This window comes from Arenimonas soli, from assembly GCF_014643775.1.
GTDB lineage: Bacteria > Pseudomonadota > Gammaproteobacteria > Xanthomonadales > Xanthomonadaceae > Arenimonas > Arenimonas soli.
This window is the reverse complement of sequence record NZ_BMKC01000001.1, coordinates 70,494-86,697: the sequence shown is the minus strand read 5'-3', so window position 1 is coordinate 86,697 and position 16,204 is coordinate 70,494. Positions and strand designations below refer to the sequence as shown.

The 16,204-nt window shown below is 69.6% G+C and carries 11 protein-coding genes and 1 pseudogene; 3 read left to right on the top strand and 9 right to left on the bottom strand.

All coding sequences use genetic code 11. The features are described 5' to 3' along the window. The first annotated feature begins 9 nt into the window (after positions 1-9). Entirely contained in the window at positions 10-1,389 is a 1,380-nt protein-coding gene (locus IEX13_RS00430; RefSeq protein WP_188659852.1) for a dihydrolipoamide acetyltransferase family protein, read from the top strand. Further along, the gene (locus tag IEX13_RS00425) at positions 1,389-1,778 is read left to right on the top strand and encodes a VOC family protein (RefSeq protein ID WP_188659850.1); all 390 of its coding nucleotides are present in this window, start codon (positions 1,389-1,391) and stop codon (positions 1,776-1,778) included. The genes IEX13_RS00430 and IEX13_RS00425 overlap by 1 nt, the downstream gene beginning before the upstream one ends. Positions 1,779-1,802: 24 nt before the next feature. On the opposite strand, the gene IEX13_RS00420 is transcribed toward IEX13_RS00425, so the two are convergent. The 3 genes and pseudogenes from IEX13_RS00420 to IEX13_RS00410 all read right to left on the bottom strand — a co-directional run. Next, the gene (locus IEX13_RS00420; RefSeq protein WP_188659848.1) at positions 1,803-2,894 is read right to left on the bottom strand and encodes a sensor domain-containing diguanylate cyclase; all 1,092 of its coding nucleotides are present in this window, start codon (positions 2,892-2,894) and stop codon (positions 1,803-1,805) included. Between the two features lie 55 nt (positions 2,895-2,949). Then, positions 2,950-3,264 (bottom strand): hypothetical protein, encoded by a 315-nt coding sequence (locus IEX13_RS00415; RefSeq protein WP_188659846.1) that lies wholly within the window; start codon positions 3,262-3,264, stop codon positions 2,950-2,952. A gap of 113 nt (positions 3,265-3,377) precedes the next feature. Beyond that, positions 3,378-4,586 (bottom strand): annotated as a pseudogene (locus IEX13_RS00410) (tryptophan--tRNA ligase); the annotation flags it as partial. 104 nt (positions 4,587-4,690) lie between these two features. Here IEX13_RS00410 and IEX13_RS00405 point away from each other — a divergent pair. Continuing rightward, a complete protein-coding gene (locus tag IEX13_RS00405; protein WP_229668403.1) occupies positions 4,691-5,482 on the top strand; it encodes a hypothetical protein in 792 nt (263 codons plus the stop codon). 72 nt (positions 5,483-5,554) lie between these two features. On the opposite strand, the gene IEX13_RS00400 is transcribed toward IEX13_RS00405, so the two are convergent. From IEX13_RS00400 to IEX13_RS00375, 6 genes are all read right to left on the bottom strand, one after another. Then, positions 5,555-5,695, bottom strand: a complete 141-nt coding sequence (locus IEX13_RS00400; protein WP_188659841.1) for an entericidin A/B family lipoprotein — start codon at positions 5,693-5,695, stop codon at positions 5,555-5,557. A gap of 99 nt (positions 5,696-5,794) precedes the next feature. Next, a complete protein-coding gene (gene rocF / locus IEX13_RS00395) occupies positions 5,795-6,715 on the bottom strand; it encodes an arginase (protein WP_188659838.1) in 921 nt (306 codons plus the stop codon). Further along, positions 6,712-7,107: a rhodanese-like domain-containing protein gene (locus IEX13_RS00390; protein WP_188659836.1), complete on the bottom strand. Its 396-nt coding sequence runs from the start codon at positions 7,105-7,107 to the stop codon at positions 6,712-6,714. The genes rocF and IEX13_RS00390 overlap by 4 nt, the downstream gene beginning before the upstream one ends. A gap of 71 nt (positions 7,108-7,178) precedes the next feature. Then, positions 7,179-9,596 carry an EAL domain-containing protein gene (locus tag IEX13_RS00385; protein ID WP_229668402.1) on the bottom strand — a complete coding sequence of 806 codons (2,418 nt, stop codon included), beginning with the start codon at positions 9,594-9,596 and terminating at the stop codon, positions 7,179-7,181. Positions 9,597-9,604: 8 nt separating this feature from the next. Next, positions 9,605-10,072 (bottom strand): response regulator, encoded by a 468-nt coding sequence (locus tag IEX13_RS00380; RefSeq protein ID WP_229668401.1) that lies wholly within the window; start codon positions 10,070-10,072, stop codon positions 9,605-9,607. Positions 10,073-10,107: 35 nt separating this feature from the next. Continuing rightward, the gene (locus IEX13_RS00375; RefSeq protein WP_188659832.1) at positions 10,108-16,197 is read right to left on the bottom strand and encodes a PAS domain S-box protein; all 6,090 of its coding nucleotides are present in this window, start codon (positions 16,195-16,197) and stop codon (positions 10,108-10,110) included. Positions 16,198-16,204: the final 7 nt, after the last annotated feature.

Sequence of the window (16,204 nt, the reverse complement as noted above, 5' to 3'; positions counted from 1 at the left end):
GAAACACACATGAGCGACAAGAAGCTGTTCAAGCTGCCCGACCTGGGCGAAGGCCTTCCCGACGCCGAGATCGTCGAGTGGCTGGTCAAGGAAGGCGACGTCATCCGGCTCGACGAGCCGCTGGTGTCGATGGAAACCGCCAAGGCCGTGGTCGAGGTGCCCTCGCCGTTTTCCGGCAAGGTCACGCGCCTGGCCGGCAAGGCCGGCGACGTCATCGAAACCGGCAGCTGGCTGGTCGAGATCGAACTCGACCCGTCCCTGCCCCAGCGCGCCGATGCCCAGGACACCGGGCATTCGCATGGCCACAAGGGCGCCGGCAATCCGGTGCCCAACGAAGAATCCCGCGACGACGGCGACGACCTGACGGTGGTCGCCTCCGACATCGGCGGCGAGATCCGCGAGGAGCCGCAGGACGAAGCTGAAGAATCGGCCGACGCCGGCACCGTCGTCGGCGCCATGCAAAGTTCCAACGCCGTGCGCAGCGAGCAGGCGTCCGTCGTCGGCGGCGTGCGCGCCATGCCGGCCGTGCGTGCGCTTGCGCGCAAGCTCAAGGTCGACCTTTCGCGCGTGAAGGCCACCGGCACCGACGGCGTGGTCACGGCCGCGGACGTCAAGAAGGCGGCGGCGGAGGGCAGCGCCCCCGCCGGTGCCGCAGGCGGGCGCCCGGCGGCCGCTGCCGCCAAACCGGCGCCGTCGCGGGCCGAGGCGCCGTCGCCGGGTCGTGCGGCGCCGGCCCGGTCCGACGCAGCGCTGGACGTCGACGAACCCATCCGCGGCGTGCGCCGCAACATGGTGCGCACGATGTCCCAGGCCCACGCCGAGGTCGTGCCGACCTCGCTGATGGACGACGCCGACATCAATGCCTGGGCGCCTGGCGAGGACATCATGGCGCGCATGATCCGCGCGATCGCCGTGGCCGCCGAAGCCGAGCCGGCGATGAACGCCTGGCTCAACGCCAAGGAAGGCACGCTGCGCCGGCATGCGCGCGTGGACGTGGGCATCGCGGTGGATTCACCCGAAGGCCTGTTCGTGGCCAACCTGCGCAACGCCGAGCGGCTCGAACCCTACCAGGTGCGCCAGGCCATCAACCGCATCCGCGACGGCGTCAAGAACCGCTCGCTGCCACCGGAAGAGCTGCGCGACTACACCATCATGCTGTCGAACTTCGGCGTCTTCGCCGGCAAGTACGCCACGCCCGTGGTGGTGCCGCCCTGCGTGGCCATCATCGGCGCCGGCCGCCTGCACCACGCCGTGGTGCCGGTGCTGGGCGGGCTTGAAACGCACCGCATCATGCCGCTCTCGCTCACCTTCGACCACCGCGCCGCCACCGGCGGCGAGGCCGCACGTTTCCTGCGCGCCCTGATCGACGACCTGCAGAAAGCCCGCTGATGGCCCACCGCAGTCGGCTGGCGGGTTTCATCATCGACTGCGAGGGCGGCTCGCTGGGCCAGGCCGCCGGTTTCTGGAGCCAGGCCCTGGGCCTGCCCGTCACCGATCCCGACGAGGGCGGCCAGGACAAATACGCATGCCTCGATGGCAGCGCGCTGGGCCTGCACATCGAGGTCCAGAAGGTCGCGCATCCGTCGCGCGTGCACCTGGACGTGGAAACCGACGACATCGAAGCCGAAGCCCGGCGGCTGGTGGCGCTGGGCGCGAAGGAGATCTCGCGTCCGCACGACGGCCGCTGGATCGTGCTCGAAGCGCCCACCGGACACCGCTTCTGCGTGGTGCGCGCGCGCAAGCGCCTGACCCGCGCCAACGCCAACGTCCATCCCTGACCGCCGCGCGGCCCGGCCGTCGCGCTAGTCGTCGGCAACCTCGATCCGGTCGCGCCCGCGCCGCTTGGCCTGGTACAGGGCCTGGTCGGCGCGTTCGAACACGGATTCGGTCGCATCGCGCCCGGCCTGGCCGCTGGCGATGCCGGCCGACAGGGTTACCGGCACCGGCAGGTCCGGGTGGCTTGCCACGGTCTGGCGGATGCGTTCGATCACGGTGATCGCGCCGTCCGGCGGCGTCGCCGGCATCAGCACCAGGAATTCCTCGCCGCCATAGCGCACCGCCACGTCGCCGCCGCGGACCGCCTGCAGGATCTGTTCGCCGACCAGGCGCAGCACGTCGTCACCGGTGGCGTGGCCGTGGTTGTCGTTGATGCGCTTGAAGTGGTCGATGTCGAGCACGGCCACGGTGAACTGGCCGCCGCCGGCCCAGAAACCACCCATCGTGGCCTGCTCCAGCCCGCCCCGGTTGAGCAGGCCGGTCAGCGAGTCGCGCCGGGCCTCTTCGGCCAGGGCGGTGTTGCGCGCCTCGAGGCTGCGCTGGTAGTCCTGCAGCTCGCGCGTGGCCAGTTCGCGCTCGGCCAGCAGGCGCTGGGCCTCGAGTTCGCGCTGGCGCAGTTCCAGCAGGGCCACGGCCATGCGCGCCAGCGCGCGCAATGACTCGACCTGTTCCAGGCTCAGGTCGCGCGGCACCACGTCCACCACGCAGACCGAACCCAGCGCGAAGCCGTCGGGCGTGACCATGGGCGCACCGGCGTAGAAGCGCAGGTGGTCTTCACCGGTGACCTGCGGGTAGTTCCGGAACACGGGGTGCTGCGAGGCGTCCCGGACGATGGTGACTTCGTCCGGCCTGCGGATCGCGATGTCGCAGAAGGCGATGCCACGCTCGGTTTCTTCGCCCTTGATGCCGCGGCTGGCCTTGAACCACTGCCGGTCTTCATCAATGAAGGTCACCACTGCCTGCGGCGTGCCGCAAATGGTGGTCGCCAGCTGCACCACGTCTTCGAAGGCCTGTTCGGGCAGGCTGTCGAGGATGCGGTAGCGGCGCAGGGCCTGCAGCCGGCGCTGGTCGTCCGGCGGCGGGCTCCAGCCGGTGGACGGGCCAAGGTTCGCGGTCATCGCACTTCCTCGCTCGCGGAGTCGGTGCAGTCTAGGCCAGGCAACCCCAACGCAATCAAACCGCCCGGCGGAACCGCTGCCCGCGCAGGGCCCAGGCCGCACCCACGACCAGCAGGAAGGCCTTGTAGGCCAGCAGGCTGGCCAGCACCTGCCGCCAGATCGGCCCCGCCTCGATGCCGGTGGCCGCCGTGGCATAGCCCCAGCGCCCGGCGAGGAAGGCCGCCAGGAAGGCCAGGACCAGGGCGGTGACGTCGAAGCGCCGGCGCGCGGCGGTCTTTTCAAGCGTGCGCGGGTAGACCCAGTACAGCACGCCCAGGATCGCGAACCAGGGCAGGAACAGGATCAGGGCGAGGTCGGCGACGTCGGCCATCAGGCACCCTCCTCGACGAAGGCCTGCAGTGCGGATTTCGCCGCATCCAGCGACACCCCCGACGCCAGCGTGCCTATCCGCAGGTCGCCCAGCCACAGGCCGCCGTCCTCTTCGCGCAGGTCGCTGGCACCTTCAAGCTTCAGGCGCGCGACCCGGACCCCGGCGTCACGCGGCGAATCGAAGCCACCGCCGCCCAGCAGTTCCTGGCCGTCGCCATCCACGAGCTTGAAGTGGAAGCGACCGTCCTTTTCCCGGTACTGCTTGAACTGGGGTCGCGCCTGCTTCCCGCCGCCCGCCGACTTCGCACCAGCCTGCTCGCGCAGGTCGCGCAGGCCCACGGCCCGGCGCAGCTCGGCCATCAGGGGCCTGGCGATGCGGCGGGCCTTTTCGCCGCCGGCGCGCAGCACGTCCTCGATATGGTCCGGACGGGCCATCAGCGCCTCGTACTTGTCGCGCAGCGGGGCCAGTTCCTCGTCCAGCCGTTCGTACAGGGCCTGCTTGGCGTCGCCCCAGCCGATGCCGTCGGCGAAGGCCCGGGCGAAGTCGGCCGACTGCGCCGGCGTCGAGAAGGCCTGGTGCAGCTGGAACAGCGCCGAGCCTTCGGTGTCCTTGGCCTCGCCGGGCGCCCGCGAGTCGGTGACGATAGAGAACACCAGCTTCCTGAGCGTGTCGCGCGGCGCGAACAGCGGGATGGTGTTGTCGTAGCTCTTGCTCATCTTGCGGCCGTCCAGGCCCGGCAGGGTGGCGACGTTTTCTTCCACCGCCGCTTCGGGCAGCACGAAGTGCTCGCCGTAGAGATGGTTGAAGCGGGCGCCGAAATCGCGCGCCATCTCGATGTGCTGCACCTGGTCGCGGCCCACCGGCACCGAGTGCGCCTTGAACATCAGGATGTCGGCGGCCATCAGCACCGGATACATGAACAGGCCGGCGCTGACGCCGGCGTCGGGGTCTTCGCCGGCGGCGGTGTTCTTGTCCACCGCCGCCTTGTAGGCATGGGCGCGGTTGAGCAGGCCCTTGCCGGCCACGCAGGTCAGCAGCCAGGTCAGCTCCGGGATCTCGGGGATGTCGGACTGGCGGTAGAACCAGACCTGGTCCGGGTCCAGGCCGCAGGCCAGCCAGCTGGCAGCGATTTCCAGGGTCGAACGCTGCACCCGGGCCGGGTCCTGCACCTTGATCAGGGCGTGGTAGTCGGCCAGGAAAAAGAAGCTTTCCACGCGCGGCTGGCGGCTGGCGGCCACCGCCGGGCGGATGGCGCCGGCGTAGTTGCCCAGGTGCGGGGTGCCGGAGGTGGTGATGCCGGTGAGTACGCGGGTAACGGTCATGGAGTCATCGGGCGAAGGAACCCCGCGAGTTTACCGCGTCGGCGGACCAACCCCGTTCCGGCCGCCGGAACGTTGCATTGCCTACCCCGAACGAGGAGCCCGCCGTGAAGACACCGATCGCCCTGATGATGCTCGCCCTGGCCGCCCTGGCCAGCCCGCCCGCCTGCGCCCGCCAGGCGCCCCTGGTCGACCTGCAGGTGCAGGACCTCGACCTGGGCCACACCCTGCCCTGGCACCCGCACCGCGGCCGCCACTACGTCGAAGGCCGCCCCGGCCACCGCTACAGCCTGGTGCTGCACAACACCACCGGCGAACGGGTCCTGGCGGTGGTGTCGGTGGACGGCGTCAACGCCATCAGCGGCGAGACCGCCGGCACCGGCCAGTCCGGCTACGTGCTGGGGCCCTGGCAGCGGCTTGAGGTGCGCGGCTGGCGCAAGAACCTGTCCGAGGTCGCGCAGTTCCACTTCACCGCCCTGCCCGACAGCTACGCCGCCCGCACCGGCCGGCCCGGCAACGTCGGCGTGATCGGCGTGGCGGTGTTCCGCGAACGCCAGGCGCCGGCCTACCCGTCGTATCCGGCGCCGATCGCACGCCAGGAATCACGCGGATCGGGCAAACCCGGACACGCCAGCGACGCCGCCGCACCGTCGGCGGAATCGAGCCGCATGGACCAAGGCCTGGCCCGCCAGCAGGTCGGCACCGGCCACGGCGAGCGTCGCTGGGACGCCGCCACCACCACCCGCTTCGAACGCGCCAGCCGCTGGCCGGCGCAAACCCTGCAGCTGCACTACGACGGCACCGAAGCCCTGCTGGCCCGCGGCGTGCTGCCGCGCCGCTGGCCGCATTACCGCGACGCGCCGGAAGCCTTCCCGATCGGCTTCGCCCCGGACCCCTGAAGCCCGCGCAAAGAAGAAGGCCAGGCATTCCTGCCTGGCCTCTTCGTGTCGATCTGTCGACAAAGATGCCGATCAGTTCTTGGCCTTTTCCGCCGCTTCCTCGAGCTCGTCGCCGGCCTTGGAGACATCCTTGCCGAAACCTTCGACGGTGTTGCAGCCAGAGAGCGCGAACGCGGCAAGCATGGCCGCCAGCATCAGACGGGTACGGGTCATGGGTAACTCCTGTGGGTGGGTTGCTGCTTGAGTCTAGACCTCGCGGGGGGGCTGTCAATCATTCCCCGCACGTGTTTCACGGATGATTCACGCCCCGGTTCAGTCGCGCATCAGGGTCGACTTGCCGAACAGGCTTTCCACCAGGTCCACGGCCAGCTTGCCGGTGCGGTTGTGGTCGTCATAGGCCGGGTTGAGTTCCATGATGTCCAGCGAACCCAGGCGGCCGGTGTCGGCGATCATCTCCATCACCAGCTGCGCCTCCCGGTAGTTCGGGCCGCCCGGAACGGTCGTGCCCACGCCGGGGGCGATCGACGGGTCCAGGAAATCCACGTCGAAGCTGACGTGCACGTGGGTCTGGTCGTCGATGCCTTCCAGGGCTTCCTCCATCACCCGCTTCATGCCGATTTCGTCGATGTAGCGCATGTCGTAGATGTCGACGCCGTATTCCTTCACCAGGCGCTTTTCGCCCTGGTCCACCGAACGGATGCCGATCTGGCGCAGCACGCCCGGATCGATCGCCGGGGAATCGCCGCCCAGGTGCGTCAGCGACTTCGGGCCCACGCCGCACAGGCAGGCCACGGGCATGCCGTGCACGTTGCCCGAAGGCGTCACGTCGCTGGTGTTGAAGTCGGCATGGGCGTCGAGCCAGAGGATGCGCAGCTTCTTGCCGGTGTCCCTGCAGTGGCGCGCGACGGCCTTGATGCTGCCCAGGGCCAGGCAATGGTCGCCGCCCAGCAGCACCGGCAGGCGGCCCTTGCCAAGTTCGGCCTGCACGGCCTCCATGACCAGGCGGTTCCACTCCACGACCTGTTCGAGATGGCGGTAGCCCTCGGTCGGCGGCAGCCAGGGATTGGCCGGGCCGGCGAGGTTGCCGGTGTCGATGACCTCCAGGCCGCGCTCGTGCAGGGCTTCGCCCAGTCCGGCCACGCGCAGGGCTTCGGGCCCCATGACGGCGCCGCGATGGCCGGCGCCGATGTCGGTGGGGGCGCCGATCAGCGCCAGGGTGCGGGAAAGGCTCATTCGGCGGCCTCCGCCTTGGCCGGCGCCTGCACCGGGCGGCCTTCTTCCTGCCAGCGCAGCCAGCTGCCCTCGACCTGGCGCACCTCGATGCCGGCCTCTTCCAGGATGTCCTGGGCGGTGCCGGCGCGCTTGCCGCTGCGGCAATACACCAGCACCCAGCGGTCGCGGTCGATTTCATCCAGGCGCGCGGCCAGCTGGTCGTGCGGGATCAGCACGGCGCCGGGCAGGTGGCCCTGGGCGAATTCTTCCGGGGTGCGCACGTCGAGCAGCAGGGGCGCGTCTTCGCGCGCGGTGATCTCGGCGACGGCGGCCGGCGACACCGCCGGGCGGCCGGCCAGGGCGGTCATCGGCATCACGAGCAACAGCAGGGAAAGCGGTATGAGGCGACGCATGGCGACGGCTCCTTTGAAACGGGGCCTTACAGGATATTCCTCGCGGTGGCCGGCTGGCCACCCGGCCTCGTTCAGTCGCGCGGGAAGCGCGCTTCGATCTCGGCCGCCGGGGCCGGGCGGCCAAAGTGGTAGCCCTGCAGCTCGTCGCAGCCCATCTCACGCAGGAAGTCGGCCTGGGCCTGGGTTTCCACGCCCTCGGCCGCCACCACCATGTGCAGCTCGTGGCCGACCGCGACGATGGTGCGGGCGATGGCGGCGTCGGCGGCGTTGTCGGGCAGTTCGGTCACGAAACTCCGGTCGATCTTGAGCTTGTCGAGCGAGAACTGCTTGAGGTAGGCCAGGCTGGAATAGCCGGTGCCGAAGTCGTCGAGGGAAAGCGACACGCCCAGGGCCTTTATCTCGGCCAGCCGGCCCTTCACCCGGTCCACGTTTTCCATCAGCGAACTTTCGGTCAGCTCGATTTCGAGCATCCCGCGCGGCACGGCGTGGCGCTCGAGCGCTTCCTGCACGCGCTGCACGATGTCCGGGCGCTGCAGCTGGTGGGCCGAGAAGTTCACCGCCACGGTGAAACCCTCCCTGCCCTGGTCGCGCCAGGCCCGCAGCTGCCGGCAGGCTTCGTCCAGCACCCACAGGCCCAGCTCCGGCATCAGCCCCAGGGATTCGGCGATGGGGATGAAACGACCCGGCGGCACCGGACCCAGGTCGTGGCTGTTCCAGCGCAGCAGGGCCTCGAAACCGGTGATGCGCCGGCTGGTGGCGTCGAGCTGGGGCTGGTAGTGCAGCTGCAGTTCGTCCCGCGTCACCGCTTCGCGCAGGCGCGCACCCAGCACCAGGCGGTCTTCGAGTTCCTGCATCTGCAGGGTGGAGAATTCGCAGACGACGTCCCGGCCTTCGCGCTTGGCGCGGCTCATCGCGGCCTCGGCGCGACGCAGCAGGTCGGTGCCGCTGTCGCCATGCAGCGGCGAACGGGCGATGCCGATGCTGGCCGTCAGGTAGAGGCTGTAGCCATCGCCTTCGATGGGCTGGGCCACGGCCTGGCGCAGCGATTCGGCGACCTCGAGCACTTTTTCACGCGGCGCGTCCGGCACCAGGGCGACGAACTCGTCGCCGGCGAAACGCGCCAGGTAGTCCGGCCCGCCCAGGACGTCGCGCAGGCGTTCGGACACCAGGCGCAGCGCCTCGTCGCCAATGATGTGGCCCATGGATTCATTGATGGCGTGGAAGTGGTCGATGTCGATGAACAGCACCGACAGTTCGGCTTCTTCGTTTTCAAGCAGGCGGCCGATGGCCGTTTCCAGCATCGGGTAGCGCGGCAGCGCGGTCACCGGATCGTGGTTGGCCGCGTAGGCCAGCTCGGCTTCGACCTGGCGACGCTCGGTCAGGTCGTTCTGGATGCCGACGAAGTGGGTGATGCTGCCGCCGTCGTCGCGTACCGGCGAGATGAACAGGTGGTTCCAGAACAGCTCGCCGTCCTTGCGGACGTTGTGCAGGATGACGTTGCAGTCGTTGCCTTCGGCCAGCGCGCGACGAAGGATTTCCAGTTCCGGCTGGCGGGTTTCCCCGCCCTGCAGGAAGCGGCAGTTGCGGCCGATCACTTCGTCCGATTCGTAGCCGGTGAGTGCCTCGAAAGCCGGGTTGACGTAGATGATGGGCAGGTCGCCGGACTGGGCGTCGGCGATGACGATGCCGTTCATGCTCGACTCGACCGCGCGCTGCAGCAACAGCAGGCGCTCCTGGGCCTCGCGCTGCCCGGTGATGTCGTGGGCGATGACCATGCGGCAGGTCCTGCCGTCGAGTTCGACCGGATGGAAGGTGATGTCGGCCCAGAGAAAGCTGCCGTCCTTGCGCCGGTGCCGCCAGACGCCGGCATGGCCCGACCGGCCGCCCTGTTCGCCCAGGAAGGATTCCAGCCGCGCCGCTTCGTCGGGGGCACGGATGTCGAAGATGGTCATGTCCCGCAGTTCTTCGCGGCTGTAGCCGTAATTGGCCACCATCGCGTCGTTGACCGCGACGAAGCGGAAGTCGTCCGCGTCGTAGACCCAGATCGGGAAGGGGTTGAGCTCGAACAACTGGCGGTAGCGCTGCTTTCCGTCTTCGATCTCGGCGATCTGACGGGCGCGTTCGGCTGCGTAGCGCAGCGAGCGCGCCAGCTTCTCGGAGTCGATGTGTCCCTTGACCAGGTAATCGGACGCGCCCGCGGCCAGCGCCTCGCGGTCCACGTCCGGGTTGCCCTGGCCGGTGAGCATGATCACCGGGCGATGGGCGCTGCCTTCGGCCACCGCCATGCGCACCAGGTCCATGCCGTTGTCGGGACCCAGGTGGTAATCGACCAGGTACACGTCATGGCGGGACGCGCGCAGGGCTTCGACGCCTTCCGCCAGCGTGCCCACCCATTCAAGCTCGAACCGACCCTGCGGATAGTCCGCCAGCAGGTCGCGCAGGATCAGGAAGTCTTCTTCGTCGTCGTCGACGACCAGAACCCGGAGCACCCCGTCGTTCAAGAGGCGTCCTCCCCGGCGTCGGGTGGCAGGTCGACAACCTGCAGCCAGTACTTGCCAAGGGTCTGCACGACATCGATCAGGGCCGTGAACGTGACCGGTTTGGAGATGAAGGAATTGACGCCGTCCCGGTAGCTGCGGATCACGTCCTCTTCGGCCTTGGACGTGGTGAGGATGACCACCGGGATCGAGCGCAGCTTCGGGTCGGCCTTGATCTCGCGCAGGACCTCGCGGCCATCCTTGCGCGGCATGTTCAGGTCCAGCAGCACCAGGCCCGGCATCGGATAGGCAATGTCGTCCCCGTACTGGCCGCGGCGGTGCAGGTAGTCCAGCAGTTCCTCGCCGTCGGTGACGAAGTGAAGCGGATTGCTCAGCCGGCATTCGGCGAAGGCCTCCTGGGTCATCAGGCGGTCATCGGGATCGTCATCCGCCATCAGGATCGTGATGGGCTGGCGCGGGCTGTTCATCGCGGGACGGGGTCCTTGGTCAGGCTCGCTCGACTCTACGGTTCCGAGAGCGGAACCGCCAGCCCGTCCGTTCCGGCGGGCTGGCGCGCGGGCAGGCGAATGACGAAGCTCGCCCCCTCGCCCGGCCGACCCTGGGCCTGGATGGCGCCGCGATGCCGCTCCACGATCCTGCGCACGATCGCCAGGCCGATGCCGGTGCCCTCGTAGGCCTGGCGGGCATGCAGGCGCTGGAACGGCGCGAACATCTTGTCGGCGTGGCGGGGCTCGAAACCGATGCCATTGTCGGTAAAACGCAGGATCCAGCCCGGACCGTCCACCCCGTCGTCCACCTCAGCACTCACACGTACCACCGGCGGCCGGTCGGGCGACCGGAACTTCAGGGCGTTCGAGAGCAGGTTCTGGAACAGCTGGCGCATCTGGGTGGCGTCGGCTTCGATTTCGGGCAGTGGTCCGGCCTCGACCCGGCCGCCGCTGGTCTCGAGGCTGGTTTCGAGGTCGTCGAGCACCCCGGCCAGCACCGCGTCGAGCTTCACCTGAGTGAAGGGCTTGCCGCGCGCGGCTACGCGTGAATAGGCCAGCAGGTCGCTGATCAGAACCTGCATGCGGTTGGCCGCTTGGCTGGTCCGGTCCAGGTACTCCCGGGCCTCCGGCGCCAGGGAGCCGGCGTGCTTTTGCTGCAGGCGGTCGGCAAAGGCGCGGATCTTGCGCAGCGGTTCCTGCAGGTCGTGCGAGGCGATGAAGGCGAAGTCCTGCAGTTCCCGGTTGCGCGCATTGAGATCGGCCAGGGTCTGGCGCAGGGTCGCCTCGGCCTGCAGCCGCTGGGTGATGTCGCGTCCGACCGCATAGACCAGGCCGTCGCTCGATGGCGCCGACATCCATTCCATCCAGCGCACGCCCCCGTCGCGGCGCACGTAGCGGTTCACGAACCGGGTGTTCACCGGCTGGCGCCGGCCGTGGTTGCGCGAGCGTTCGCTGGTGGGCTCGGCATCGTCGGGATGGATGAACTCCAGGATCGGGCGCGAGACCAGTTCCTCGCGGCTATAGCCGGTGATGTCGGCCAGCATCTGGTTCACCTGCACCCAGCGCCCGGTCGCGGGGTCGTAGACCACGAAGACTTCCAGTGACATTTCGAAGAAGCGGTCGCGCACCTGCAGCTTGGCCAGCAGCCGCGCGCGCTCGATGGCGATCACGGCCATCTGCGAGAACTGCAGCGCGACCTGCTCGTCGTCCTCGTTGAACTCGCCGCGCAGCTTGTCGCTCAGCTGCAGGATGCCCAGGGTCTTGCCGTCGCTGCCGACCATCGGCACGGCCAGCCAGCCGCGCATCGGCGGATGCCGGTCCGATTCGGGGCCGAAATTCCGCCAGCGCGGATGCGCTTCCAGTTCGGCCTGGGTCATGCGCATCGGCTGTTGACGCTCACCGACCAGGGCGTAGATACCGCTTCCGTCGATGGGCACGTCGTACTCGCGCCACTGCGCGTACTTGTCCGACAGCGACACCGCATTGAGCAACTGGCCGCGGCCATCGGCGGTTTCCACGCTGACCACCGCCTGGTGCGCGCCGATGATCTCCCTCGCCCGGTCCACCAACTGCTGGTATAGCGTGTCTTCGTCGAGGTCGCGGTTGACCGCGATCGAGGCTTCGCTAAGGCGGTGCAGCTGCTGGCTTAGCGTTTCCGCGCCGTCGAGCGCGTCCGACAGTTCGCGCTGGTGCTTGCGCAGCAGGCTGATGTCCTGGGCGATGCCGAACACGCCGGTCACCCGGCCATCGACGATGATCGGCAGGTTGCTCACCCGCATCTCGACCCGGCGGCCGTCGGCCGCGACCCCGGTCATTTCGTAGCTGCGCGCCTCGCCGTGGGTGGCGGCGACGAAGTGCGCACGGACCACGTCGCGCTCCGAGTCCAGCACGTGTTCGTCGAACGGCCGCCCCAGCACGTCTTCGGGGCGCACGCCCGCCACCCGCTGGAACTGTTCGTTGACCTCGGTGAAGCGGCCGTCGAGGTCGAGCGAATAGACCACGTCCGGATGTTCGTCGAACAGCGACCGGAACCGCTGCTGGCCGGCGTTGATCGACTGGAACGCCGCGTCGTGCTCGATCGCCACCGCACACAGCGCCGCAAGGCCATCGATCAGTTCGAGCTCGGCGTCGCGGGGTTCGCGCGCGTCGAGATAGTAAGTGGCGAACGTGGCCACTACGCGGCCGTCCGAGGCCTTGACCGGCGTGGACCAGCAGGCCTTGAGCCCGTGTGGCTGCACCAGGGGCAGGTAGTCGGCCCAGAGCGGGTCGCTGTCGATGTCCGACACCACCACGCGCTCGCCGCGGAACGCCGCCGTGCCGCAGGAGCCGGCGTTGGGACCGATCGCCAGGCCATGGATCGCGGCGTTGTATTCGGACGGCAGGTTGGGCGCGGCACCGACCCGGACATGTTCACCGGCCTCGTCAAGCAGCAGCACCGAACTCAGCGCGCCCGGCATCTGGCGCTCGGCCAGGCGGACCAGTGCCATCAGGTTCTCGCCCAGCGGCCGCCGGGCGGCGATGGCGGCCAGGATGCGGCGCTGGCCGTCTTCCAGCGCCTGCGCGCGCTTGCGTTCGGTGATGTCCTGGACGCTGCCGGCCAGCTTCCAGGGCCGCCCCTGGTCGTCGCGAAGCAGCTGCGCGCGCTCGTGCACGTAGCCGATGCCGCCACCGGGCAGCAGGATGCGGTGCTCGACGTCGAGGTCGCCCTTGCCGGCCACCGTGCGCGCCTGGGCCTTTTGCAGCATGGCCAGGTCGTCGGGATGCACGCGCGCGGCGAAGGCCTCGAAATTGCCGGCGAACTCCTCCGGGCGCACTTCGAAGAGCCGGTAGACCTCTTCCGACCAGTGCAGCTCATTGGCGGGAATATCGAACTCCCAGGCCCCCATGCGCGCGATCTTCTGTGCACGCTGCAGGCTGGCCTTGGCCTGCTGCAGGGCCTCGGACTGGCGACTGGCCTCGGTGACGTCGCGGGCGATGGCGAACATCATCCGGTCGCGCGCCGACCACACCGCCGACCACTGCATGGACACCACCCGCCCGTCCTTGCGCACCACCCGGTTGCGGAAGTCCACCGTGGGCCGGCCGGCCAGGACAGCGGCACCCTCGCGCAGGGTGTGGGCGCGGTCATCCGGATGCGCCAGGTCGAAATGCGCCCGCCCGACCAGCTCGCCCGGCGAAAAACCCCAGACCGACTCCGAGGCCGTCGATACCTGGGTGAAGCGGCCGTTGGCATCGAGCACGCAGATGACATCCAGCGAGTTCTCCAGCACCAGGCGGTTCATCACCAGCGATTGTTCGAGCCGCCGGGAAAGTTCGCGCAGGGCGTTTTCCGCATGCTGCTGGTCCGTGGTGTCCTGGATGGCGCCCGAGGCCGCCACCGGCTCGCCGGCGGAATTGCGCACCAGCATGCCCAGCTCCCGCACCTGCCGGGTTTCGCCGTCGGGATGCAGGATGCGGTATTCGATTTCCAGGTCGGTGGCTTCGCCCGTCTGCAGGCGGTGCCTGGCTTCTCCGAGGCGCTTGCGGTCCTCGAAGTGCACGTGCTTGAGCAGCTCCGGGAAACTCCGGATGGCCTGGCCCGGACCCAGGCCGAAGATCGACTCCGCTTCCTGGGAAAGGTGCAGTTCGCCAGTCGCCAGGTCCTGTTCCCAGCTGCCCAGGCGCGCCATGCGCTGGGCGCGCTCGGAGGCCGCCGTGGCCTGCTGGGCCGATGCCTCGGCGCGCTTGCGGGCGGAAATGTCCTGGAAATAGACCGCCAGGCCCTGAGGGTGCGGATAGCAGCGGGCGACAAACCAGCTTTCGAGCGGCGGGAAATAGACCTCGAACTCGCCGGCGACGCCTTCGCTGACCGCCGCCCGGAAGCGCTGCTCGATGATCGTCCCGACGGCCTCCGGGAAGGCGTCCCAGACGCTCTCGCCGAGCAGTTGCTCGCGCGCACGCTGCATCAGCTGTTCGGCGCGCGGATTGACGAACACGAAGCGCCAGTCGCGGTCGAGTGTGTAGAAAGCGTCGCTGATGCTTTCGAAGACCGAGGACAGTTCCTGCTCGGCTTCGTCCAGGGCGGCGCGGGCGCGCTCGGCTTCGTCCACCTGCGCCGCCAGTTCGCGGCCCCGGCGCTCGGCCACCTCGGCGCGCTCGCGGGCCAGGCCCGCCAGCCGCAGCGCCAGCGCCACCAGGCCGCCGGTGATCAGGCCGGTGAACAGCAGCACGTTGGCCAGCGGCGACGGCCTGGTCGAGTCGGGCCAGAGGCTCAGTTCCAAGGTGGCGCCCGCGCCCTGGATGGACCTGACCAGCGGCGCGGCACCGGCCGGCGGCGTGCCGCGCGCGTACAGAACCTGGCTGCCGTGGCGAAGCAGCAGGGCGTTCTCCGGCGCTGTGTTCTCGAGGACGCGTGCGAACAAGGCCTCGTACTTGACCACCGCGACCAGGAAGCCTTCCAACTCCCCGTTGTGCCGCAGCGGCGCCACCAGCAGCTCGCCGACGCTGCCGTCGAGCAGGCCCATGGGCGGCGACTCCCGCACCCCGCCTTCGCGCCGCACCTGGTCGAACAGGCGTTCGCGCATGGGGTCGAAGTCGAGCCCGCGGCCGACCACGTCCACGCCCTCGCCCGGCCGCGTGCGCTGGCGCAGGACGGTGGCGTCGGCATCGGTCCAGATCAGGGTCACGAAGGCCGGGAAGTCCTGCAGGTAGATTTCCGCGTCGAGTTCGAACAGTTCCCCGCGTCCCGTTTCCTCGCCGGCGTCGGCCATGCGCAGGGCCATGCGCCGCAGCGCGTTGCTGCGATCCCGGACGCCGCTTTGCACCACCTGCTCGACCAGGTCGGACTGGCGCTGCAGCACGGCCTCGCGGCGTGCGGCCTGGTCCCGGTCGATCGCGAACCAGACCAGCAGCGAAACACCGATCGCCGACCCGGCGACCACCAGCGGCAGCCAGCCGGCCCGCTGCGACATCATCCTGCGGTATTCGGAGCCACCCGCGCCCAGCCCGATGCCGATGAGCAGCAGCGCCAGCGAGGTCATCAGCGCCATCGGCGTGGACCCGCCCCAGCCACGCAGCACCGGCACGTGCATCAGGTAACCCGCCAGCACGATCAGCGCGATCATCGCGGTGACGAAGCCACAGGCCCAGGTGGCCGACCAGCGGGTCGGGCTGCCCTTGCCGCCCGACGGGGCCAGGGCGATGCCCAGGCAGGCCAGCAGGAAGGCGATCGCGGTGTTGGGCGCCATGCTTCCGGGGACCACGCCTTCGGCGACGATGCCGTGCCGGACCAGCCATTCGCCGGTTCCCAGCACCAGACCGGTGTATTCCTCCAGCAAGCTGGCGACGCAGAAGATGATCACCGGCGCCAGCGGCAGCAGCGCCAGGTTCCGGCGGCCGGCCGCGAGCAGGCGCAGGGCGGCGGCGATCAACAGCGCGCTCATCGCCGTGTTGAACTGCATCGGCACGTAGTCGGTGCCGCCCTGCACGATATAGGGCACGTGCAGCCACCAGCCGGTCATCACCAGCAGGGCCAGGCCAGCCAGCAGGGCAGTGCAGATGCGCAACGTGCGCAGGGGGCCGGCCTCGAGGTCGCGTGCCATCAGCCAGGCCCCCAGGGCCACGTACGCAAGCGCCGGACCCAGGCCCAGCGCGAGGGGGCCGGACGGCGTGTCGTCGAAGACCGAGAGGATCGACAGCGTGCCCAGGGTAACCAGGAGCCCGCCGAGCGAACGCGCCACCAGCCCCACCGCCGGCGCATTGCCGCCGACTTTGGCGCCGATGCCGATCGCCGCGGCCATGGCCGCCAGCCAGGGCGCGACCGTGCGCGGGCCCTGCCCGGCCGGGGCCGGCCAGGCCAGCCACAGCACGGCCAGGCTGGCGAAACCCAGCCCCCAGGCGAGCAGCATCCAGCTGCGGCGGTCGGCCCGGAAATGCACGCCCGCGCCGGCCAGCAGCGGCGCCAGCAAGGACAGGCCGCCAGGCCAGCCGCCCGGAAGCGCGGCATCCCAGGCCAGCCATTCGACCAGCGCGACAAGCAGGGGCAGGAAAGCCATCGCGAGCACGGCGCGTTCGCCGCCGGGAACGGCGGTTGGCCTGGCCTGGTTCCCGATGCGATCACTCCCCATGCGTGAT